Consider the following 22,558-nt stretch of genomic DNA (forward strand, 5'->3'; position numbering starts at 1 on the left):
ATCATTTTCTAATCAACGCCCCAATTTCCTTTTCAAACGACTTCATCAGTCGGTTCATGGACTGATCGATGATCTTCTCGGTAAGCGTTTTGGTATCATCCTGAAGGTAAAAGCTCAGCGCATAGGCTTTTTTACCTGCTTCGATTTTATCTCCCTGATAAACATCAAACACTCCGATGTGCTTCAAAAGCTTTCCTCCAGCTTTCTCGGCCACTTTTCTGACCGCATCAAAAGACACCGATTTATCAATCACCAATGACAAATCCCTACGAACTTCTGGAAATTTGGAGATTTCCGCATATTGCTTCAGCCCATTTGTTTTCTTTAACAAGTAGTCCCATCGCAGCTCCGCAAAAAGCACTTCTTGCTTTACCTCAGCCAATTTGGTGATTTTCGACGACAATTGCCCTACTTTACCTATTTCCTTTTCTCCAATTTTAAGTTTAAGTGCATAATCAAAAGGTGAATCATGGATGATCTCCACCTCTGGCATACGGACATTCAGCTTATCAAATAACCGCTCCACAACCGTATAAAGGTCAGGGAACGACACTTGTCTGGTCGGTTCCAGCCAAGTCTCCGCGGATTTGTTACCGGTCAGGAAAACAGACAGGTGCTTTTCTTCACGGTATCCCTCTTGCTCCTTGAAGTAGGCCGTACCAAACTCGAAGAATTTAAGGTCAGTCTGGCGTCGATTGATATTGTGCGCCAATACCTCCAACCCTGTAAACAGTAAACTCTGCCTCATCACGCCAAGGTCCTCACTGAGCTTATTGAATATCTCTACGTTCTCTTCTGTATTAAGAAAACCTGATTTCGCTGCATAGCCCGGCTTGGTCAGTGAATTGGTCATGATTTCAAAATACCCCATCCCTGTAAGCAACTCAGAAACCCTGTATTGCAACTTATTGGTATCCTTGGCCGGATGCTCGGCCAAAAAGCCCGATTGGTAAGTATCAGAAAGCATGACATTTTCAAAACCATACACCCGTAGTACCTCTTCGATAATGTCTGCCTCACGCGTCACATCCACCCGGTAAGGCTTGACAATCGCTACAAAACCTTCTTCATGAGGTTCACTTACGTTGATCTCAAGGCTCTCCAGGATACCATGAACGGTCTCCTTGGGAATATGCTTTCCTATCAGGCGGTCGATATGGGCATACTTTACTTTCACCTCAAAATCAGCAATGGGATCTGGATAAAGATCCTCCACTTCAGAAGTGATTTCACCTCCGGCAATTTCCTTAATGAGTAACGCAGCTCTCTTAAGGGCAAAAACAGGCATATTGGGATCAGTACCCCTTTCGAAGCGGAACGAGGCATCGGTCTTCAGCCCATGCACCAAACTCCCCCTTCTGATCACATCAGGAGAGAAATAGGCGCTCTCCAAAAATATGGAGGTAGTCCCGTCACTGACTCCTGAGCCTAGTCCTCCAAAAACCCCGGCGATGCACAACCCGCCATCCGCGTCACAAATCATCAACTCTTCCCCGGTCAGCTTACGTTCCTTCTCATCCAATGTAGTGAACCTCGTGCCGTTGGGTAGTTTTTTGACAATTATTTTATCTCCCTTCACCTTATCCAAATCAAACGCATGTAATGGTTGGCCAAGATCATGCAAAATGAAATTGGTAACATCCACGATGCTATTAATGGGTTCAAGACCCAGCGCTTTCAGGTAGTCCTGAAGCCATGCTGGTGAAGGTCCCACTTTTATATTGGAAATGGTCAATCCCGCATACCGCGGACAATCGGCCGAATCTTCCACCACTACTTCTACCGGTCTTGAAGTATTATCTACCTTAAAATCACTGACATCAGGCATCTTCAGATCACGGTTCAGTAAGGCTTTCAGATCACGGGCCACTCCCAGATGGGAAGCAGCATCCGCACGGTTTGGGGTCAAGCCTATCTCCACTACATCAGTGGCTGTCACGTCAAAATATTTACCGGCTGGAGTTCCGTTTGGCAAATCAGTATCAAGCACCATAATCCCATCATGGCCCTGGCCAAGGCCCAGTTCATCCTCGGCACAGATCATGCCCTGTGAAACTTCTCCACGGATTTTCGCTTTTTTTATGACAAAGGTACCACCATCCGGGATGGATAACTCCGCTCCTACAGTGGCGACCACTACTTTTTGCCCTTGGGCGACATTGGGTGCTCCACAAACGATCGGCACCACTTCCCCTCCCAGATCCACGGTAGTTTTTTTCAGCCGGTCGGCATTCGGGTGGGCTTCACAGGTGAGCACCTCACCGATCACCACCCCACGCAATCCCCCAGCAATGGATTCGAAACGCTCCACACCTTCTACTTCCAGTCCAGACTGGGTAAGGAGTTCGGCGATCTTCTCCGTACTTTCTTCAAATGGTATATAGTCTTTTAATCTATTGACAGAAATTTTCATGTATTCGGAATGATTTCTCTAAATTAAAGAGCAAATTTAAGATAATTGCCAATGGCAGAAAGCTTATTCTAAGTAATTTTTCTCACCTGCTTCGATTGGGACATCCAAAATATTCTCCTTTGGAGGAATGGGACAAGCAAAATCGGGGTTATAAGCACAATAAGGATTATATGCCAAGTTAAAGTCAATGGTGATACTGTTCATTCCATCCTGTCGAAGATTTAAATACCTCCCACCGCCGTAGGTAAGTTCTCCGCTGGTCTCATCGGCAAATGGCAGGAAAAAGTTCTTTTTATCAGGTTCATCTGCTGCCTGCAAAAGCAATAAGCGGCACGACTTGCCTTCCAGTTCGAAATCCACATAGCTGTGCTTCACATAAGTCTCCATCGAACCATCGGTCATAGGGATTTCCAGGAGTTGCTTTTGCTGGAGCGGCACTAATCGGGCGCGTAGCTTATATTTTTCATCCACGGGAAAACAAATTAGGGAATCGAAGGCCAACTTTTGCTTATCCGTAAGCGGGGATTCATCGTTATACCTTAAAAATTTATACTGTCGTTCACGCTCGTCCAATATCTTCTCACGGTAGTCACCGCTACTTTGGCCTCCAAAAAACATATAACCTACTGCCGCCAAGACGACTACCCCCACTATTCCCAATAATATCTGTTGCTGCTTCATTTATTTTTTAGATCATTGATTCATCTGCGAAGCTAAAATAACCAACATCTGTGAAAATTAAATGATCTATAATCGGCAACTCCAACTTTCTGCCTAAATCCACCAGCTTTTTTGTTAATTTTTCATCCGGATCTGAAGGCTTGCATGTACCAGAAGGATGATTATGTACAAGTATCATCGACGATGCCCCATGTTCCAGCGCAGCCTTGAAAACCAGCTTAGGGTCCACCACCGTCCCACTCGTACCGCCCTTACTGATCAATGCTTTTCGGATCAAGCCATTGGCCCGATTCAGGAGCAGGGCATAAAAAAACTCTACACATTCATCCAGAAGATCGGGCCTCATCAGCTCATACACCTCCCTTGCACAAGTTATCTTCGGCTTTTTGGGAATCTCCAGCAGTTTCCGCCGCCTGCCCAGCTCTAGGGCACTTACGATAGCAATGGCCTTTGCCTCACCGATTCCTTTAAACTTTTTGAGATCATTTACCGACAATCGTGCCAATGCCGCCAGATTATTTTCCACGCTTGCCAAAATATGCTTGGAAAGGTCTACTGCACTCACCGAGGCTGTTCCCGATCCTATCAAAATAGCAATGAGTTCCGCATCTGTTAGCACCGCCTTTCCTTCTAGCTGAAGTTTCTCTCTGGGACGGTCTTCCTCTGCCAGAGATGAGATTTTTATAGAATGATATATTTCCATATTCAAAAAGTATGATGGTATAAAATATCCGGTCAACGACTAGTTAAATTTATCGAAAAAAATCACTGATGTGAAAAGGCAATTCCATTATAATGGCCCACTTACCAATAAATGGCTACACCTCCTCAAAAGTGGTCTTTTTAACAAGTCCAATCCCTACCCAATCAGCATTACCTTCGCTCCATCAAAAAACGACTCTGCTCACCTACTTTATGGGAATGAAGCTGAAAAGCGGGGATGTACCAGTCTAAATGTCAGTTAGAGCCAAGTCGGGGCAAGCTAAAAAATTGAGGGCACGAACCCCTTTATTTTAATATGATTTGTTTTTTGCCACAAAGTCACCAAGACACGAAGATACCTGTTGTTCGGATAGCACGCAGATGGCGCAGATTAATGAGATTTGCGCTGTTTTTTTATGCTGGGTTACGCATTCCTATTGCTGAATCAAAGAGAAATATGCTTACCATAACCACCTAGAAAACGCTCATCCCTCAGAAATATTGCTTGGTTCCTGATTGGCAAGATTTCCGCTGATATATTTTTTCTGCTTTTCCGGTATACTCCCAAAAACAACAAAAAGCCTTGCCGCTTAGCGACAAGGCTTTGTAAAAGTCTTTCATCCACGCTATTAACCTAGTGCATTAACAAGTTTTGCCAGACTTGACTTCTTGTTGGCTGCATTGTTCTTATGGATAATGTTTTTCTTAGCAAGTTTATCGATCATAGAAGAAACTTTCTTGAACAACTCCTGAGCCTCCACCTTATCAGTAGTGTGTCTCAATTTCTTAATGAAAGTCCTTGTAGTCTTAGCTTGATATTTGTTTCTCAAACGCTTGGCTTCGTTTGCACGAATTCTCTTAAGAGCTGATTTGTGATTTGCCATATCTTATTTTTACTTAAATTTCTTTGATTTCGCCACTGTCCATTAATAGGAGTGCAAAGTTAACTGTTTTATTTATAATCACAAAAGGATTAATCAACTATACGCCAGAAAGTTTTCAAACCAATCAAATCTTACACCTGAATACTTCCTAATCAGCTGCAAATGTAATCATTTTCACTTTTCAATTCTCCATATTTTTCACTAAATTTCTATATGAGACGAATTTTACTTTTTGGCTTTTTGCTATTGTTTGCCCTTCAGAGTTTTGGATTTTGGGGATTTTACGCTCACAAAAGGATCAATCGTCTTGCTGTTTTTTCCCTCCCAGTCGAAATGACGGGCTTTTACAAGGAAAACATTGTCTACATTACTGAAAACGCAGTCAATCCGGATCGAAGAAGATATGCAGTAAAAGGAGAGGCAGAAAAGCACTACATAGATGCGGACGTTTATGGAGACAGTGCTGTTTACACCTTACCCAGATACTGGAGCGCGGCGGTGAAGTTATACGGAGAAGACAGTTTAAGAAAATACGGCATTGCTCCATGGAATGTCCAATTCGTAAAAAGCCAGCTCACCAAAGCCTTCAAAGACAAAAAAGCCCCAGCAATCCTCAGGTTATCCGCTGACTTGGGCCATTACATTGGCGATATCAATGTCCCACTCCACACTACTGAAAACTATAACGGGCAGCTTACAGGGCAAGAAGGCATTCACGGCTTTTGGGAAAGCAGGATACCAGAACTGCTTTCTACTGACTTCGACCTGTTTATCGGAAAAGCGGAATATATACCAAACACCCAGCTCGCCGCTTGGGATGCCGTCATTCAGGCCCATGAGGCCATGGACAGCGTTTTGCGTTTTGAAAAAAAACTGAGCAAGAAATTCAGTGACGACAAGAAATTCAGTTTTGAGGAACGAGGCACCATAAACACCAAAGTTTACTCAAAACCTTTCACTATTGCCTATAACCAGATGCTGGATGGCCAAGTGGAGCGACAGATGAAACGCTCTATCAAAATGATAGCCGATTTCTGGTATACCGCCTGGGTGGACGCCGGACAGCCTGACCTGACACCGCTACTGAACCAAAAGATTCCAGCAGAAGCTTGGCAAAAACCTTCTTCGGGGAACAACATCAAGGCAAGGGGCCATAAATTCTAGTATTTTCACATAAAAAGTACGAGCCCTGTCATCGTGGATAAGTGTTTATGGTCGTTATTTGACCTCCATTTTCAGGCAGACTTCAAATAGAGCCGTATACTATTGGCAATGCGGGTAAATGTATCCCTGAACTTATCTTCATCTTCTTCCAATAACGTCACCCGAAAGCCTCTAAGGTTAGAACAAAATGAACTTACGGGCACTACGCAAATCCCTTCTGATGCCAAAAGGTTATACACAAATCGTTTGTCGTGCGGCATATCATCCTCATTGAGCCACTGTGAAAGGTAGCCCTTGACGCGCACATCCTCCACCGGAAGGTACTGCCGCTCATTGAGCATGGCCTCATCAAAGACAATGGTGTTATAAAACGCTCCTTTGGTCTTATTGAACTTGATTCCAGGAACACCTGAAAGCACCTCTTCCATAATCTGGCTCCTTTTGCCTATCCGGTCATTGGCGTTTTTCCGGTAGGGCAAGTATTTGGGATGGCTCATGATCTTGGGAATGGCCAGCTGGGGAAGCATGGTGGAGCATACCTCGATCATTTTGGCATTTTCCAATGTCGTGCAGAGCTTGTTAAACTCCTCGGAGCCGTTCTTATTGTAGAATTCCATCCAGCCACAACGCGACCCTGGCCAAGGAAATTCCTTAGAAATCCCCTTGAGGGATATTCCCGGGAGGTCACCGATTACCTCAGAAAGGGTAATGGCCTCATGGCCGTTATAGGTGATATTTTGATAAATCTCATCTGCAATCAGCAGCAAGTTAAACTCTCGAGCAATGGCCACAAATTGCTCCAGCACCTCTCTCGGATACACCATTCCGGTGGGATTGTCAGGATTGATGATCAATAGACCTACGATATTGGGATTGTACTTCACCTTATTGTACAAATCATCCATATCCGGATACCAACTATTGTCCGGATCCAACCTGTAGGTTATTGGAAAAGTATTGGCATGGGCTGCTTCGGCAGAACTGTGGGTGGAATAGGCCGGAGAAGGGCCTATGATCCTGGCTGTAGGGATCAGAAACTGGTACAGCTTGGCTATGGCATCACCAAGACCATTGAAAAACAAAATATCGTCTTCGGAAACCTGCACCCCGTTACGCTTATTATTAAGCCCTGCAAGGTACTGCCGGGTCTTCAGCATCCCTTTGGAATCAGAATAGCCATAGGTCTTATCATCACTGACAAGATCCTTTACGATATCCTTCATCCATGCCGGAATGGTATTGCTCTTCTGGATGGGATCACCGATATTTTCCCAAGTGATCTCAAATCCCAGGCCTTCAATAATCTTTGCTTTTTTTACGATTCCCCTGATTTCGTAGTTCAGTTCATCGGCCCCAGGGGCCAGCAAAATCTGTCTGATCATAACACTCCCAATCAATAATGCATTTTAAAATTTCCGCCAAAGGTAGGGAAAATTAATTCCCTGACCTTCTTATAGCGGCAATAAAATTTGGCACTCACACTCTTTCCCAAACTTTCCCCAAGTTTGATCATTTTAGTTTTTTGTACTTAATCCTTTTAGGATCCACGTCTCCCAGTCGTTTTCTTTTGTTCTCCTCATAATCAGTAAAGTTCCCTTCAAACCAGTACACTTGGGAATCCCCTTCAAATGCCAGAATATGTGTACAAATTCTATCCAGGAACCACCGGTCGTGGGAAATCACCACCGCGCAGCCCCCAAAGTTTTCCAAGGCTTCCTCCAGAGACCTCAGCGTATTGACATCCAAGTCATTGGTAGGTTCATCGAGCAGTAGCAGGTTTCCATTTTCCTTTAGGGTCAATGCCAAATGCACCCGGTTTCTTTCCCCACCGGAAAGCACGCCTACCTTTTTCTCTTGATCTGAGCCTGAAAAATTAAATTTGCTCACGTAAGCCCTGGCATTCATTTCTTTATTGCCAAGCTTGATGTTTTCATTTCCTTCAGAAATCGTCTGGTAAACACTCTTGTTGGCATCTAACAGGTCATGTTCTTGGTCCACATATGCCAATTGAACGGTTTCCCCTACCTCAAAACTACCGGCATCAGGTTGTTCATTTCCGGTAATCAGCTTAAACAAGGTCGATTTACCGGCACCGTTTGGCCCAATAATCCCAACGATCCCTCCTTGGGGAAGGGCAAATGTCAAATCTTCAAAAAGTAACTTGTCGCCATAAGACTTGGAAACACCGTTCACCTCGATCACCTTCGACCCCAACCTCGGTCCCGGCGGGATATACAGCTCCAGTTTGGATTCGCGCTCCTTGGCATCCTCTCCTACCAATTTCTCATAGGCACTCAGACGGGCTTTTCCTTTGGCTTGCTTCGCCTTGGGTGTCATCTTGATCCATTCCAGTTCGCGCTCAAGGGTCTTCTGACGCTTAGATTCAGACTTCTCCTCCTGTGCCAGTCGTTTCTGTTTTTGATCCAGCCAGCTACTGTAGTTACCTTTCCACGGAATCCCCTCTCCCCTGTCCAGTTCAAGGATCCAGCCGGCTACATTATCCAAGAAATAACGGTCGTGGGTTACGGCGATTACAGTGCCTTTATATTGTTTTAAGTGTTGCTCCAGCCAATGCACTGATTCGGCATCCAGGTGGTTGGTAGGTTCATCCAGCAGGAGCACGTCCGGCTCTTGAAGCAATAGACGGCAAAGCGCCACCCGCCGCTTTTCACCTCCTGAAAGATTGCTGACGACGGCATCACTAGGGGGAAGTCTCAGGGCATCCATGGCCTTGTCCAGCACCACATCAAGTTCCCAGGCATTGGCAGCATCCAGTTTTTCCTGGACTTCTCCCTGCTTTTCGATCAGCTTATTCATGGCATCAGGATCTTCCATCACAGCAGGATCCATGAATTTTTCATTTATCTCCTCAAATTCCTTGAGCAGCGCCACCGTGTCTGCCACAGCCTCTTCCACCACTTCCTTGACGGTTTTTTCAGGATCCAGCTGAGGTTCTTGCTCCAACATCCCCACCGAATAACCTGAAGACCAAGCCACTTCTCCTTGGTACTCCGTATCCAAACCAGCTATAATTTTTAACAAAGAACTCTTTCCAGAGCCATTCAAGCCCAATACACCAATTTTAGCCCCATAAAAAAAAGACAGGTAAATATCTTTCAACACCTTCTTTTGGGGAGGGTAGATTTTTGATACCCCGGCCATTGAAAATATAATTTTCTCGTCACTCATATTTATTTGTTTTACCTTATGGTTATATTTATGATGGAACAAATATGGCAAATAATCGCCTTCTTTAGGATAAATGCATCTTAATTAATTAATTTGCACAAAACAAGAATTAGCCAACTTACCACCAACCTATTAAATCGAGATGGAGCATCCATACGGATACATTAAAGACGACAAAGTTTATTTAAAAGGTTTTCTAAATCAGGGGGACAGAGTGATTGGAGAGGTCAAGGAAAGCGAAGCTTCCACCATCAAATACTTTGAAGATCGGTTTGAACTAGCGAAGAAAAAAGTAGCGGACCTTAAAAAAGACATCGAAGAAAATCAAAATAAGGGTTCCTTTCTAATGAAACTTATTCATTTAAGGGAATCATTGATGCAGTACGATGCCTTGGGGGATTTTGTGCCCTTGATTGACGAGCTCAACGAACAGGAAGAATTCCTCAATGAGATCATCCAAGCCAATCGTGAACGTAACCTGGAAATCAAGCGCGGCCTAATAGAGGAAGCCCGTGAGATCATGAATGACACCGACTGGAAGGAGACCTCGGAAAAATTCAGGGACCTAAAACTTCGATGGATCAAGACAGGACCTGTCTCTCCGGAGCTAAAAGATGAAATAGAAGGAGCCTTCAAGGAAACCACGGATACGTTTTTTGAAAACCGCAAGAACTATTTTGATGGCCTGGCCCTTCAAGCAGAAGAGAACATCAAAGTATACGAGTCCCTCGTAGAACAAGCGCGGGAAGCTTTCAACATGCAAGATGTAAAGCAAGCCTTCGAAATCAGTAAGCGTATCCAAAAGCAGTGGAAGGAATCCGGGAAAGTACCTGCAGAAAAAAGACAGCCGCTCTGGGATGAGTTTTCCAGGTTAAACAACAAGATTTTTGGTCGTTTTAAGCGTACCATGCAAAACCGACCACGCCAGGGCTATAACCAGCCTACCCATTTGCGGCCTTTCGAAGTAGTCAAAAAAATAGAAAAGCTTGCCGAGTCTATGAGGGATCTTTCGCTGGGCGACACTAGCCCAGAAAAAATTTCCAAGGCAAAGCGGCTACAGGCTGAATGGAAATTGTTACCTCCTAAAAAGCCCAGAGAAGCACAACAATATTCAAGATTGTTCGTCTTCTTTACTGATATTGTCTTTGAAAAATCTTTTTTACATAAACTTGCAAGATCCAAATATGATAACTACTATGATATGGACGAGCAAGAACAAAGGCAAGTCAAAATCAGTATCATGAAAGACCTGGTCTCCAGAGATGAAAAAGAACTGGAAACAGTCAAAGAAAACTCGGAGAATTTCAGATCGCATGAACCTGATTTCGAAACCATGTTATATAGAAAAATCAGTGCGTACAAAAGGAAGCTGGATGTGAAAAATCACATTATTAAGGAACTTTCAAACAAATAAGAAGTTAGGGTAAAAAAAAATAAAAGATTTTATATTTTTGCTTCCCCGTGTACAACGGAAACACTTAAAATGTAGACACTATGTATTGGACGTTAGAATTAGCATCTTACTTGGAAGATGCACCATGGCCAGCTACTAAAGATGAATTGATCGATTATGCTATTCGGACGGGTACTCCTCTAGAAGTAGTGGAAAACCTACAAGAACTCGAGGACGATGGTGAGCCGTATGAAAACATCGAAGAAATCTGGCCGGATTATCCAACAAAAGATGACTTCTTCTTCAATGAAGATGAATATTAAAAAAAGCCCTCAACAGGGCTTTTTTCTTTTATACGCCCAACACCCCTTTTAGCTTGGTCATTCCGCTGCGACTCACTGGTATCGCACCTCCCTTTCTGAGACGAAGGACGTTTCCCTCTTTTTCATAGGGCTCCACACTGGTGATCTCTGAAATCCTGACAATATAAGAACGATGTACCCGGACAAAATCCCGGGGATCAAGCACTGACTCAAAAAACTTCAATGTCCTGTTTTTAATATACTTGCTACCCTTGCTGTGAATATTGACAAAATCATCATTGGCCTCCAGGTATTCCACATCCTTCACCTGAACCACTTTGATCTCACCTTTTTCCTTCAGCACTATCCGGCTCGCATAGTCTTCCTTGCCCACCACATCCCTGGATGCCAATAATTTCTGTACCATATCTCCATTTTCGGTCAGAGAGAATTTCCTGATTGCCTCATCAAAGCGTGACTGTGAGAAAGGTTTCAGCAAATAATCCACGGCATGGCTATCAAATGCCTTTACGGCATATTCATCAAATGCTGTTGTAAAAATCACCGCCGGAGGACACTCTATCAGCTCCAACATCTCAAAGCCATTGATTCGGGGCATTTGGACATCAAGGAATATGAGATCAGGCTCGTGTTGCTGGATGGCTTTCAGACCATCAAAACCATCGTGACAAACTGCCACCACCTCAAAATCCGGAAAAACCTCCAGGTACTCCTCCACAAGCTGTCCCGCCAATGGTTCATCATCAATGATTATGGTTTTGATCATGATTATTCTGTTATCGGTATGCTTAAATTCACGGTATATAATGATGCGGTTTTATCCACACGGAGCAAATCATGCCTGCCAAACAACAGGTACATTCTCCTTTTGACAGATTCCAGCCCGAATCCTTTGCCATTGGAATTGACCGCCTCTGGATCGTAAGGATTGCTGATCATGATATTCAAATACCTACCAAGCTTCGTTATTGCCAATTTAACAAATACTTCGTCCGTCCGTCCATAAACCCCGTGTTTGACAGCGTTTTCCAATAAAGGCTGAATCAGCAAGGAAGGCAATGTCAATGTTTCAACTTCTTCACTCACGGTAAAATCCACCTCCAGACGATGACCAAACCTCACCATTTCTATTTCGGTAAAGAGCCGAAGTGCCTTTACTTCCTCTTTCACACTTACCCACTCCAGCTGGTTTTTACGAATTGTCCCTCTCAAAAACTCAGACAACTGTAACACCATTTCTCGCGCTTTATCAGGCTGCCGCTTCACCAAGGCACTGATGGAGTTTAGGCTGTTAAACAAAAAATGCGGCTGTAGCTGCTGACGAAGATGGTAAAGCTCCGCCTCCTTCGACAGTTTATCGATCATCTCTGCCCGCTTTCTTGCTTCTAGCTGATCTTCCAGCAAACCACCAATGATCAACAAGCCCGTATACGCCCCAAAAAGCAACAGCACAAAAACCCCTCGCACCAAACGTCCGTCATGTAAAAATACCAAATAGTCCGTTTTTTCCTTCATCAGTCGCTCCAGGGCCATCCCTCCGAAAAACACCACCATCCCCCCCAGCACCAACGGCACGGCCACCCAAAGCCATGAATTGGCTTTTTTGGGCTGATAAAACCTGAAAATGTTCTCCAGTAGCATTACCCCCGAAAATATCAGCGGGACAAACACAAGGCTATCGACAAAGCTTACACTGAATTCCACTCCATAGGTCACCAGTAGAAAGGTATTTAAAGCCGCCAGCGAAGCCAGTATAAGGATCAACCTTAGCCAACCATATGGAGTTTTCAGTAGCCTACTGACCATACCTTGGCACCTTAATAGGATTTAATCTCCAATCCCCCAAACAAAACTGTTCCCGTGATGGTCAAGACCTTATTGGACTCACCCGTCGACTGGGGATACATCCGCTTATCCTCCACCCCAGCAAAGATATTGGTCACTCCCATTTTCAGGTCCCAGTGAGGCGGCATCAATAGTTTCACTCCACCAAAGGCCACCTCCACGCTCAGTACAGCATTTTCAGACAAATCCGCTTGGGTAAGATCGATCTCCGTCCCGCCAAAGATGGCAGACACCTTACCGCCCTTAAAATTCTTGGAAAGTATTCTCTTTTGTATACCGCAAAAAAGCGCCTGTGAATTCACCATATCAGATTGCTCGGAAGTAAATGCCCCCGAACCTCCGAAGGATTCCTCACTGGACATATAAGATGCACCTTTTCCTGCCCCCCCACCTGAGTGAATTTTCTGCTCTCCCCCGGTCCAGTTCCCAAAGTCACTGAAGACCTTCCTGTTTTTGGTGGCCAATAAAAACAACCCCAGTAAAATCAAGCCAGCGGGAACGAGGTATCTCTCTATATTTAATGGAATGTTGAGCTCATTCTTAAGGAGAAAAAAGCCTCCAAAAAGGATCATAAAAAAACCAAAGCCGCTCTGGAAATTGTGTTTGGACAAAGTGATCAGCCCGATCGCTACAAAGATCATGGGCCAGCTAAATATCCAACCGGGAACGATCACTCCCAATTGTTTCACCAATAGGAACAGTCCAACGACAAGCACGATCAGTCCAGTGGTCGTTCTTCCTCCATCTCCACGTCCAAATGTCTTTTTCATAGTCATAGTAAATTAGTTCATAATTCAATAATGCACTAAAACTACTTTAACTTATAAAAACATTAGACACCTTTTAGGCAATAAGTGACAAAAACTCGGTAAACGGATGAATTTTGAAGGTAAACAAATTCACGGATATTCCACAGGCCCACTATAACTGCCCTAACACCAAGTTTACTACCTGGTCTCTTTCAAGAATTTCTTTGGAGTAAAAATTGGGCGTACTCCATGTCTTCAGGAGTAGTGATCTTAATATTTTCAGAATTCCCTGCAATGAGGTGAACTTGCCATCCCTGATGCTCATAAACGGTTGCATCATCGGTAAAATGATGCAATTCGGTCACATCAAAGGCCTGCTTGATCATCTTCAGGTCAAAGGTCTGAGGAGTCTGCACCAGCCTAAAGTATTGCCTTTCCTGATAAAAAGACTTGTTCTCATCGGTAAGTTTACGGATAGAATCCTTGAGGGGAACGACAGCTATGGCGCTACCATGCAGTTGTGCTTTTTCAAAGCTCAAGGCCACCACCTCAGGTGATACGAAGGGACGGACACCATCATGGATGGCCACAAGCCCTTCCTCCCATTGCAGGCTGTCCAGCCCATTCTTCACGGACTGGAATCGAGATTTTCCGCCTGCTACTACTTCATGGGAAACCCCGAAACCAAACTTATGGCACAATTCGTCCCAAAGAGGAAAATCCGTTGCCGGTATCACCAGAACAATTTTTATGGACGGATCCAATTGGTAAAAAACTTCCAAGGTGTGCATCAAGACGGGCTTGCCACCTATTTCCAAATACTGCTTTGGTATGGGCGACCCCATACGTGTCCCTCTTCCTCCCGCTACAATAATCGCTGCTTTATTCATAAAACTCGTTTAGCTTTCGCCCGCAAAAGTAGTTGATTCTTTAAAAAACCGTGTTTACGAAGTGTTATCCTTTGGTAAAGGTTATATCAATAAAAAAGGCGCCTTATAGCGCCTTTCATTTTTTTACAATATCAACATGGCGTCTCCATAGGAGAAGAACCTATATTTTTCTTTTACTGCTTCCTTATATGCCTTCATGATCAGATCATAACCTCCAAATGCTGCGGTGGTCATCAGTAAAGTAGACTCCGGTAAATGGAAATTAGTGATCAATGCGTTGGCAATTTTAAATTCATATGGAGGAATGATGAACTTATCCGTCCAGCCGCTCGAAGACTTGAGCTTATTGCTGGCGGTCACGGAAGACTCCACCGTTTTCAATGAAGTGGTCCCTACTGCCACCACCCGTTTTTTAGCTTCAATGGCACCATTCACCAAGTCCACTGTCTTTTCAGGAATATCATAATTTTCAGAATCCATCTTATGCTTGGTAAGATCTTCGACATCTACCTGACGGAAGGTACCCAAGCCTATATGCAAGGTAATCGGTGACACTTCCACCCCTTTGATCTCCAGTCTTTTCAGCAAATGAGGGGTAAAATGAAGCCCAGCCGTAGGTGCTGCCACAGCTCCAACGTGCTCTGCATAGATCGTCTGATAACGTTCCCTATCTTCCTCTTCTACTTTCCTATCAATAAAATCCTTCAAAATAGGCGTCTCTCCAAGCGTATCGATGGTCTTGTAAAACTCCTCATCCGTACCATCAAACAAAAACCGAATGGTTCGGCCTCGAGATGTGGTATTATCAATCACCTCTGCCACCAAATCACTGTCACCAAAATAAAGCTTATTCCCCACACGGATTTTTCTGGCAGGATCCACCAGCACATCCCACAGCCTCAATTCCTGATTCAGCTCTCTCAGCAGGAAAACCTCGATTTTTGCTCCTGTTTTCTCTTTGTTTCCATAAAGGCGAGCGGGAAAGACTTTCGTATTATTGGTCACGAAGACATCTCCTTCATCAAAATATTCAATAATATCTTTAAAAACCCTATGCTCAATCTCACCTGTGTCTCTGTGCACCACCATCAACCGGGATTCGTCCCTATTGTCTGTTGGATATAAAGAAATAAGTTTTTTAGGAACTTCGAATTTGAAATCTGATAATTTCATATGTATTTTTAGAGAAATATGGTGAATATTTTGATTCTACGATTACGCTCGTAAAAACCGCAAAGTTAATAAGAATTATAGCGAAATCTAGCTATATTGTCAAATAGTTTTTAAACAAAATTTTATCTGGTGATCATTTTCAAACTTATTTGGGAAAGTTTTCGGTTTGCACTACAAGCTTTGCGGTCCAACCTGACACGAACAGTCTTATCGCTATTGGGTGTCACAATCGGGATTTTTGCCATTATTGCCGTTTTCACTTTAGTGGATTCCTTGGAGAAAAACATAAAATCCAGCTTTTCGTTCCTTGGCACTAATGTTTTAAGGGTAGACCGGTTCCCTTTTTCCTCTGGCCCTGGCGAATATCCATGGTGGAGGTACTTCCGCCGGCCTCCTGCTAACCACAGCGAGTTCGTGTTTTTAAAAGACCGGTTAAAAAACGCCGAAGCCATCACCATCTCCGCATCGGCATCTGCCACCCTGAAGCGAGGCAGCAGTTCTTTTGAGGGAGCTAATCTGGAAGGGGTGGTTTTTGATCATAAAGAAGTGTATGATGTGCCCGTGGTCGATGGACGTTTTTTTACTGAGCTGGAAATCACGGCCGCCAGAAATGTCACTGTCCTCGGTGCCAAAATAGCCAATGCCCTCTTCCCTGAGGGAGATGCAGTCGGCAAAGAAATGAAAATCAAAGGGCACAAATTTATGGTTATTGGATTGTTGGAAGAAGAAGGAGAAGGACTCTTTGACCTGCCTTCCAAAGACGATGCTTGCCTGATTCCTTTTGGTGCCTTCGGAAAAATGTACCATATGGGCAGATGGGGCGTGGAACCTACCATTGCCGCCAAGGGCATGGACAGCGACGAAGGACTGATCGCGCTGGAAAATGAAATGACGGGGTTGCTTCGTGGCAAAAGAGGATTGAAACCAACCGAAGAAGATAATTTCGCCCTGAACAAGTCTGAATTTATCCAAAACGCCATCGGGGCCATCTTTGATGTCATCAGCATCGCCGGGGCAGTCATTGGTGGTTTTTCCATTCTGGTAGGCGGTTTTGGCATCGCCAACATCATGTTCGTTTCCGTCCGCGAGCGTACCAACATCATTGGCATCCAGAAGTCCTTAGGTGCCAAAAACTATTTTATCCTTCTTCAATTCCTCTTTGAGTCTACATTCCTTAGCCTTTTTGGCGGACTGACAGGTTTACTGCTGGTATTTGCCATCACCTTTGTACCACTCGGCTCCTTAGAGATATTTATGTCTGCGAAAAACATCTTATTGGGAATCGGACTTTCCTCCGTCATTGGCATGCTGTCCGGAGTGGTACCTGCTGGAATTGCCGCCAGAATGGATCCTGTGGAAGCTATTAGGACTAATTAACCGATATCTCAATGCCAAATTGACCTTATCAAGGACAATACACAATCGTTCCTGGCACTTGGACAAGGCATTCTTGAAATCACAACCGTACAGCTACCCCAAGCGTTGCCCTGAAATAACCTGCCCCTGTAATCAAATCAAAGTCACTGTAAAGATTGAACCATTGGCTTTCATCAGGAAATTGGTACACCACCCTAATAAGCGCTCCAAAGTCAGGGGCATGATCACCTGTTTCTTCTCTGCTCAAAACCTGATGACAGGCAATCCCCGGGCCGGCAAACAGCCTACCCTTTCCTAACCTGGGGATTTCATACAAATACACTCCACTTGCTCGCAAGCTCCAGCCTTGATAGTAATGATATTCAGGTCGGTCTTCGTAAGCTCCTGATTTAAAATAGTGAAACTGCAGCCCAAACTGTAACGGCTTATTCCTCACTGGAAAACTATAACTCAATCCGACCACTGGCCCTAAAGGGCTGGAATTCTTGTGATCTACCAAATCGAGCTGATAGCCAAGTCCCGCATTCGCTAAAAAACCAACTTCACGAAGGCCTTGCGCTGGCAATTCGCTCATCCAGACCATTGTGACCAACAAAGTAAAAACGATTCTGACCATAATTCATCACATTCATTATCTACGACTCATTTTCTATCAACACAGAAGGCAACCTCTTCAGGGAAATCACTTTTAGCCAATGGTGTTATTTAATTCAAGCAATATGGTGTCAGACCGAGTGGACCTGTCTGTCCGCCAGATAGAGTCGAGGCCCAAGACGCATCTTTAGAATCCGTATAGGGTGACATACGCTCTAATGCCATAATCAAACCGCATTAATTTATAATTTAAATCACCACACTTGCACCGCTATCCCCAGTGTACCCCTAAAGTAATCTGCCTTTCTGAGGTAATCGAGGTCCGCATATAGGCTAAGCCTTCGACGGATGGTATTGAGTAAATAGTTTGCCCTTATCATCACCCCATAATCCGAGCGATGGGCCATCACCTCTTCTTGATTCAAAGTCACATAATACGCAGCACCTGGCCCCAGAAAAAGCTCTCCCCTCCCCACTCCGGAAATCTCAAATAGATACACTCCACTGAACTTGGTACTCCAATCCTGATAATACCGGGTTACTTCTTCTTTCTGGTCATCCAATGCCTTAAAATAATCAAACTCCACCCCTATCTGGAGCGGATTACTCCACAGCGGCCGGTTATACCTAATACCGACCACCGCTCCTACGGAACCATGGAACGGGTTATCCAGGAGCTTTGCCTGATGGCTTACCCCGCCGTGTACCAATAATGCTGGATCGTGCAGGTGCTGGGCTGAAAGCGCAAAACTCCACATCATCGCCACTATGGCCAAAAACAGCTTTTTCATAAATTAATTGACTTATGCTTAACTTAGTGTAGTTTAAAAAATATTTCTGTCACAAAACTAAAAGGAAGCGTTTACAGCTATTAAATGGTGCAAAAACAGGTATTTTGTTATTTAGTACGAAAAATTTGGTTCTATATGATTTATTGTGGGTACTGAATTAATTTGTGTTGGTATAATTTCAGCGTTGTCATCAACTCATTCTTTGCCACTTTTTTCCTACAGGTGAAAAAAGTGGCCAAAAAACCCCGCCGCGGTGCATCTATTAATACAAGTTTTATATCCCAGTGCGAATTTTATTTAAGATTTTCGGTGGAATACCCTACCCATAGTATTTCAAATAGAGCCAAAAATTGAGTAGAGGGTAATTCTCTTGTAGGCTTAAAAAAGCTTGGCAACAATGGCATTAAAAAAAGGACATCTTGAGTGTCAAGATGTCCTTTTACGGAAGTTTCATGAATATTTAATTGCTATTCCTTTACTGGCTCCTCTTCCAATGCGCCATCCAAGCCTGCTTTTGCTTTGATTTTGGCTTCTAGCTCTTCCATTAGCTCCGGATTGTCCAGTAAGAGGTTTTTCACTGCATCACGCCCTTGGCCCAGCTTGTTTCCATCATAGGAGAACCAAGATCCGGCCTTTTTCACAATATCAAACTCCACCCCAAGATCAATGATTTCACCCACCTTGGAGATTCCCTGGCCGTACATAATATCAAACTCCACCACCTTAAAAGGAGGTGCCACTTTGTTTTTCACTACTTTTACTTTGGTTCGGTTACCGAGGATATTGTCCGCGCTCTCTTTGATCTGGCCGATCCTTCTGATGTCCAGCCTAACAGAAGCATAGAACTTCAGTGCATTACCACCGGTAGTGGTTTCCGGGCTGCCAAACATCACACCAATCTTATCCCTCAGCTGGTTGATAAAGATACAGGCACAACCGGTCTTGTTAATGGCCCCCGTCAGTTTTCTAAGTGCCTGGGACATCAATCTCGCCTGAAGGCCCATCTTGCTATCGCCCATTTCACCTTCCAGTTCACCTTTAGGCACCAATGCTGCCACTGAGTCAATCACAATGATATCCAAGGCACCTGAACGGATCAAGTGCTCGGCTATTTCCAACGCTTGCTCACCATTGTCGGGCTGGGAAATCAGTAGGTTTTCTGTATCGATTCCCAGTTTTTCTGCATAAGATTTATCAAAGGCATGCTCCGCATCGATGATCGCTGCCATCCCTCCTTTTTTTTGTGCTTCGGCAATGCAATGCATGGCCAGGGTGGTCTTACCGGAAGATTCCGGTCCGTAAACCTCTATGACCCTTCCCCTTGGGATACCTCCTACGCCCAATGCCATATCCAATCCGAGTGAACCTGTAGAAATGGTTGGGATATCCACCACTGAATTATCACTCAACTTCATGACCGTACCCTTTCCGTAGGTCTTTTCCAACTTATCCAACGTAAGCTGAAGTGCTTTTAATTTTTCTGTATTTTCACTCATATGCTCAAAGAATCCAAGGTATGTTAAAATATTATGTGAAAGTAAACATTCGCCATCTGAATATCAACTTTCGCCACAACCATTGTTTTGTTAAGTCGTTTTATTAAATTAGGTATTTGTATTATACGGTGACAGTAGATTTGGTATAACTTTTGAATTTAGACTTAAAAAGTAACATTTTATTTATGCCCTTGATCATAAGATTATTTTTAATACATTTCTTTATTGTTGCCATTTACTCTAACACGCACGGCCAACAATTTTCCAAGCCTTATCAGGCGGGTGAAGAGCTTACATTTAAGGTAAAGTATCTTTTTTTCAATGCAGCCGAGGCCAAAATGGTCATAGATGACAACATCCACAAGATAAAAGGCCGTCCAGCATATAAAATCGATGTTTATGGCAAAACCTTAAGTATTTTTAGCATATTTAAGGTAAAGGATAATTGGGGCACCCTGATGGACACGACCCAAAATATCCCTTACCGTTCTTACAGGCATATCGAAGAAGGCGGATACCGTAAGCATGAAGTCATTGACTTTAACCATAAGAAAGGCACCGCTATCGTCAAAGAGTATGACAAGGACAACAGGAAGTTAAAAGAGACCAAGGAGTTTGACATCCAATCCGGCATTCAAGATATCGTCAGTGGATTTTACTATATGCGTCACCTCGATTACAGGCTGTACAAAAAAGGAGATGTCATTAACATTAAGGGCTTCTTTGACGAGAAGACCTACGATCTGAAGATGGTGTACGAGGGAAGAGACAAGGTATCCACCAAAATTGGGGAATTTGACACCATCGTCATCTCTCCGGTCATGCCAAACAACAAACTATTCAGTGGGGAAAATCCCATAAAAATGTGGATTACCAATGACAAAAACAGAATCCCAATCAAAGTAGAAGCTGAACTGGTCGTGGGATCACTTAACATGGAGATAACACAAGCCAAAGGTTTGCGTAACAAGTAGGTAATGATAGCTTAATATTTAATTAATAACACTGGGTTTCAGCAAAATATTCTATCGAACAACAAGCCTTTTTCCTTAAATAAAGTTATTTCTTTTGATAGTTTTTCTAAATTAGCGGTGCTTTAAAGAACATTAAACAGGCAAAGTCAAATGAGTGACAAACCAAAAATCAAAGTTCTGGTAGTAGATGACGAACCAGATATTATTGAAATTTTAACTTATAACCTTGAAAAGGAAGGTTACGAGGTAGCCTCCGCCAGTGACGGAGTAAAAGCTGTACAGACTGCTGGTAAATTCAAGCCTGATGTCATCCTTCTAGACATCATGATGCCAAACCAAGACGGGGTCGAAACATGCCGGCAAATCAGGGATATGGAAGAACTGAAAAACACCTTTATCATTTTCCTTACCGCCCGATCTGAAGAATATTCTGAAGTGGCTGCCTTTGACGTAGGAGCCGACGATTATATTACCAAGCCGATCAAGCCAAGAGCATTGGTCAGCAGGATCGCCGCGCTCTTCAGAAGGGAGTCCAAAAAAGAACAGGAGGTATCCCAAATCAAAATAAAAGACCTTACCATTGACAGGAGCAGTTTCACCATCGACCAAGGCGGCAAGACGATCACCCTTCCCAAAAAGGAATTTGAACTGCTATACTTCCTGGCCAAAAACCCTAATATGGTCTTTAGCAGGGACGAGTTGCTCCAAAATATCTGGGGCGCAGATGTTTTTGTCTTGGCGAGAACAGTGGATGTTCACATCAGAAAAGTGAGGGAAAAAATAGGAGACCACTATATCACCACTGTAAAAGGTGTTGGCTATAAGTTTGACCACAACTAAATATGCTTACCACATCCAGAGGAATATCGCTTGTACTGGCTTTTGCTATATCGGCCCTTACTGTTGCCTTCCTCTCATTGCTTGACGATGCCACCCCGATGCTACTGACTGTAGCTTGGGGGCTGACCATCGCCATCTCCTACCTTCTGATCAACCTTACCCTCGAATTCCTGATTTTCAAGGAAATCAGCAATATTTACAGTGCACTGGAGAAAATCCAAAAGAAAGACCTTTCAGGAATAGCGGACAAGCCCCGCAAGACCTCCATCTCTCCACTAAGAAAAATAAATAACACCATAAACTCCTATGCCATTGCCAAAAACAAGGAAATAGAAACGTTACAGCGCAATGCGGCTTTTAGGAGGGAATTTGTAGCGGACATTTCCCATGAACTGAAAACCCCCATTTTTGCTGCACAGGGATATGTGCACACGCTACTGGATGGCGCTGTAGAAGATGTCAATGTACGGGACAAATTCCTGAAACGAGCTGCCAAAAGCCTCAACAACCTGGACAATCTGGTCAAAGACCTGCTTACCCTAAACCAAATGGAAAGCGGCGTGGTCAAATTCAATTATGAGGTTTTTGACATGATTCCGCTAATCGGAGAAGTGTTGGAACAGCTGGAAAATAAAGCGGAGAAAAGGCATATCAACCTTCGCTTCAAATACAACCCTGAAAAATCCTACATTACCAAAGCGGATAAGGATAAAATTTATCGCGTCTGCCAAAACCTCATTTCCAACGCCATCAAATACAATCATGAAGGCGGGGAGGCGCTTGTCCATCTAAAATCCACCAAGAATCACATCAAAATAGACATCAAAGACAATGGACTAGGCATTCCTCCTGAGGACATCAAGCGTATTTTTGAACGCTTTTACAGGGTGGACAAGAGCCGTTCTCGGGAAATGGGCGGCACTGGGCTTGGACTAGCGATCGTAAAACACGTCCTGGAAGGTCACAAGAGCAAAATCGCGGTAACCTCCACTGTGGGCAAGGGATCCAATTTCAGTTTTACCCTTCCATCTGAAAAGAAAGCACTGACTGAAAAGGAGTAGATACTTCTCCTAAATCCTC

The 22,558-nt window shown here is 43.9% G+C and carries 21 protein-coding genes; 7 read left to right on the forward strand and 14 right to left on the reverse strand.

Translation table 11 applies throughout. From position 1 onward, the window contains the following. Position 1: 1 nt before the first annotated feature. The 4 genes from pheT to rpsT form a co-directional block, all read right to left on the reverse strand. Positions 2-2,413: a phenylalanine--tRNA ligase subunit beta gene (gene pheT / locus FKX85_RS00115; protein ID WP_141612814.1), complete on the reverse strand. Its 2,412-nt coding sequence runs from the start codon at positions 2,411-2,413 to the stop codon at positions 2-4. A gap of 63 nt (positions 2,414-2,476) precedes the next feature. Continuing rightward, positions 2,477-3,094, reverse strand: coding sequence for a DUF1684 domain-containing protein (locus FKX85_RS00120; RefSeq protein ID WP_141612815.1), 618 nt, complete (start codon positions 3,092-3,094; stop codon positions 2,477-2,479). 7 nt (positions 3,095-3,101) lie between these two features. Beyond that, on the reverse strand, positions 3,102-3,797 hold the full coding sequence (gene radC / locus FKX85_RS00125) for a RadC family protein (protein ID WP_141612816.1): 696 nt from the start codon (positions 3,795-3,797) through the stop codon (positions 3,102-3,104). A gap of 628 nt (positions 3,798-4,425) precedes the next feature. Then, positions 4,426-4,680 carry a 30S ribosomal protein S20 gene (gene rpsT / locus FKX85_RS00130; protein ID WP_137400734.1) on the reverse strand — a complete coding sequence of 85 codons (255 nt, stop codon included), beginning with the start codon at positions 4,678-4,680 and terminating at the stop codon, positions 4,426-4,428. Positions 4,681-4,893: 213 nt separating this feature from the next. On the opposite strand from rpsT, the gene FKX85_RS00135 reads away from it, so the two are divergent. After that, the gene (locus FKX85_RS00135) at positions 4,894-5,844 is read left to right on the forward strand and encodes a zinc dependent phospholipase C family protein (protein ID WP_141612817.1); all 951 of its coding nucleotides are present in this window, start codon (positions 4,894-4,896) and stop codon (positions 5,842-5,844) included. Positions 5,845-5,915: 71 nt separating this feature from the next. Here FKX85_RS00135 and FKX85_RS00140 read toward each other — a convergent pair whose 3' ends face one another. Then, entirely contained in the window at positions 5,916-7,223 is a 1,308-nt protein-coding gene (locus FKX85_RS00140; RefSeq protein WP_141616656.1) for a pyridoxal phosphate-dependent aminotransferase, read from the reverse strand. 130 nt (positions 7,224-7,353) lie between these two features. Then, complete coding sequence (ettA, locus tag FKX85_RS00145; protein WP_141612818.1) at positions 7,354-9,033, reverse strand: energy-dependent translational throttle protein EttA; 1,680 nt, start codon at positions 9,031-9,033, stop codon at positions 7,354-7,356. Between the two features lie 142 nt (positions 9,034-9,175). Between ettA and FKX85_RS00150 the strand changes: the two genes are divergently transcribed. Both FKX85_RS00150 and FKX85_RS00155 read left to right on the forward strand, forming a co-directional pair. Continuing rightward, positions 9,176-10,447: a DUF349 domain-containing protein gene (locus tag FKX85_RS00150; protein WP_141612819.1), complete on the forward strand. Its 1,272-nt coding sequence runs from the start codon at positions 9,176-9,178 to the stop codon at positions 10,445-10,447. A gap of 80 nt (positions 10,448-10,527) precedes the next feature. Then, on the forward strand, positions 10,528-10,749 hold the full coding sequence (locus FKX85_RS00155) for a DUF2795 domain-containing protein (RefSeq protein WP_015263907.1): 222 nt from the start codon (positions 10,528-10,530) through the stop codon (positions 10,747-10,749). Between the two features lie 28 nt (positions 10,750-10,777). On the opposite strand, the gene FKX85_RS00160 is transcribed toward FKX85_RS00155, so the two are convergent. From FKX85_RS00160 to queA, 5 genes are all read right to left on the reverse strand, one after another. After that, complete coding sequence (locus FKX85_RS00160) at positions 10,778-11,515, reverse strand: LytR/AlgR family response regulator transcription factor (RefSeq protein ID WP_210416888.1); 738 nt, start codon at positions 11,513-11,515, stop codon at positions 10,778-10,780. 2 nt (positions 11,516-11,517) lie between these two features. Further along, the gene (locus tag FKX85_RS00165) at positions 11,518-12,555 is read right to left on the reverse strand and encodes a sensor histidine kinase (RefSeq protein WP_141612821.1); all 1,038 of its coding nucleotides are present in this window, start codon (positions 12,553-12,555) and stop codon (positions 11,518-11,520) included. An 11-nt stretch (positions 12,556-12,566) separates the two neighbouring features. Next, positions 12,567-13,364, reverse strand: coding sequence for a LiaF transmembrane domain-containing protein (locus FKX85_RS00170; RefSeq protein WP_141612822.1), 798 nt, complete (start codon positions 13,362-13,364; stop codon positions 12,567-12,569). A gap of 191 nt (positions 13,365-13,555) precedes the next feature. Continuing rightward, positions 13,556-14,233 (reverse strand): 2-C-methyl-D-erythritol 4-phosphate cytidylyltransferase, encoded by a 678-nt coding sequence (locus FKX85_RS00175; RefSeq protein ID WP_141612823.1) that lies wholly within the window; start codon positions 14,231-14,233, stop codon positions 13,556-13,558. 123 nt (positions 14,234-14,356) lie between these two features. Next, entirely contained in the window at positions 14,357-15,406 is a 1,050-nt protein-coding gene (gene queA / locus FKX85_RS00180) for a tRNA preQ1(34) S-adenosylmethionine ribosyltransferase-isomerase QueA (RefSeq protein WP_141612824.1), read from the reverse strand. A gap of 129 nt (positions 15,407-15,535) precedes the next feature. Here queA and FKX85_RS00185 point away from each other — a divergent pair, with 129 nt between their 5' ends. Further along, the gene (locus tag FKX85_RS00185; RefSeq protein ID WP_141612825.1) at positions 15,536-16,783 is read left to right on the forward strand and encodes an ABC transporter permease; all 1,248 of its coding nucleotides are present in this window, start codon (positions 15,536-15,538) and stop codon (positions 16,781-16,783) included. A gap of 79 nt (positions 16,784-16,862) precedes the next feature. Here the strand turns inward: FKX85_RS00185 and FKX85_RS00190 are convergent, their stop codons facing one another. From FKX85_RS00190 to recA, 3 genes are all read right to left on the reverse strand, one after another. After that, positions 16,863-17,399: a hypothetical protein gene (locus FKX85_RS00190; protein ID WP_141612826.1), complete on the reverse strand. Its 537-nt coding sequence runs from the start codon at positions 17,397-17,399 to the stop codon at positions 16,863-16,865. Between the two features lie 232 nt (positions 17,400-17,631). Then, the gene (locus FKX85_RS00195) at positions 17,632-18,168 is read right to left on the reverse strand and encodes a hypothetical protein (RefSeq protein WP_141612827.1); all 537 of its coding nucleotides are present in this window, start codon (positions 18,166-18,168) and stop codon (positions 17,632-17,634) included. A gap of 467 nt (positions 18,169-18,635) precedes the next feature. Continuing rightward, positions 18,636-19,664: a recombinase RecA gene (recA, locus tag FKX85_RS00200; protein ID WP_141612828.1), complete on the reverse strand. Its 1,029-nt coding sequence runs from the start codon at positions 19,662-19,664 to the stop codon at positions 18,636-18,638. 185 nt (positions 19,665-19,849) lie between these two features. On the opposite strand from recA, the gene FKX85_RS00205 reads away from it, so the two are divergent. The 3 genes from FKX85_RS00205 (at position 19,850) to FKX85_RS00215 (ending at position 22,539) form a co-directional block, all read left to right on the forward strand. Beyond that, the gene (locus FKX85_RS00205; protein WP_141612829.1) at positions 19,850-20,638 is read left to right on the forward strand and encodes a DUF3108 domain-containing protein; all 789 of its coding nucleotides are present in this window, start codon (positions 19,850-19,852) and stop codon (positions 20,636-20,638) included. Positions 20,639-20,788: 150 nt separating this feature from the next. Beyond that, on the forward strand, positions 20,789-21,478 hold the full coding sequence (locus tag FKX85_RS00210; protein WP_141612830.1) for a response regulator transcription factor: 690 nt from the start codon (positions 20,789-20,791) through the stop codon (positions 21,476-21,478). A gap of 2 nt (positions 21,479-21,480) precedes the next feature. Continuing rightward, positions 21,481-22,539: a sensor histidine kinase gene (locus FKX85_RS00215; RefSeq protein ID WP_141612831.1), complete on the forward strand. Its 1,059-nt coding sequence runs from the start codon at positions 21,481-21,483 to the stop codon at positions 22,537-22,539. Positions 22,540-22,558 lie beyond the last annotated feature (19 nt).

The organism is Echinicola soli (assembly GCF_006575665.1).
Lineage (GTDB): Bacteria > Bacteroidota > Bacteroidia > Cytophagales > Cyclobacteriaceae > Echinicola > Echinicola soli.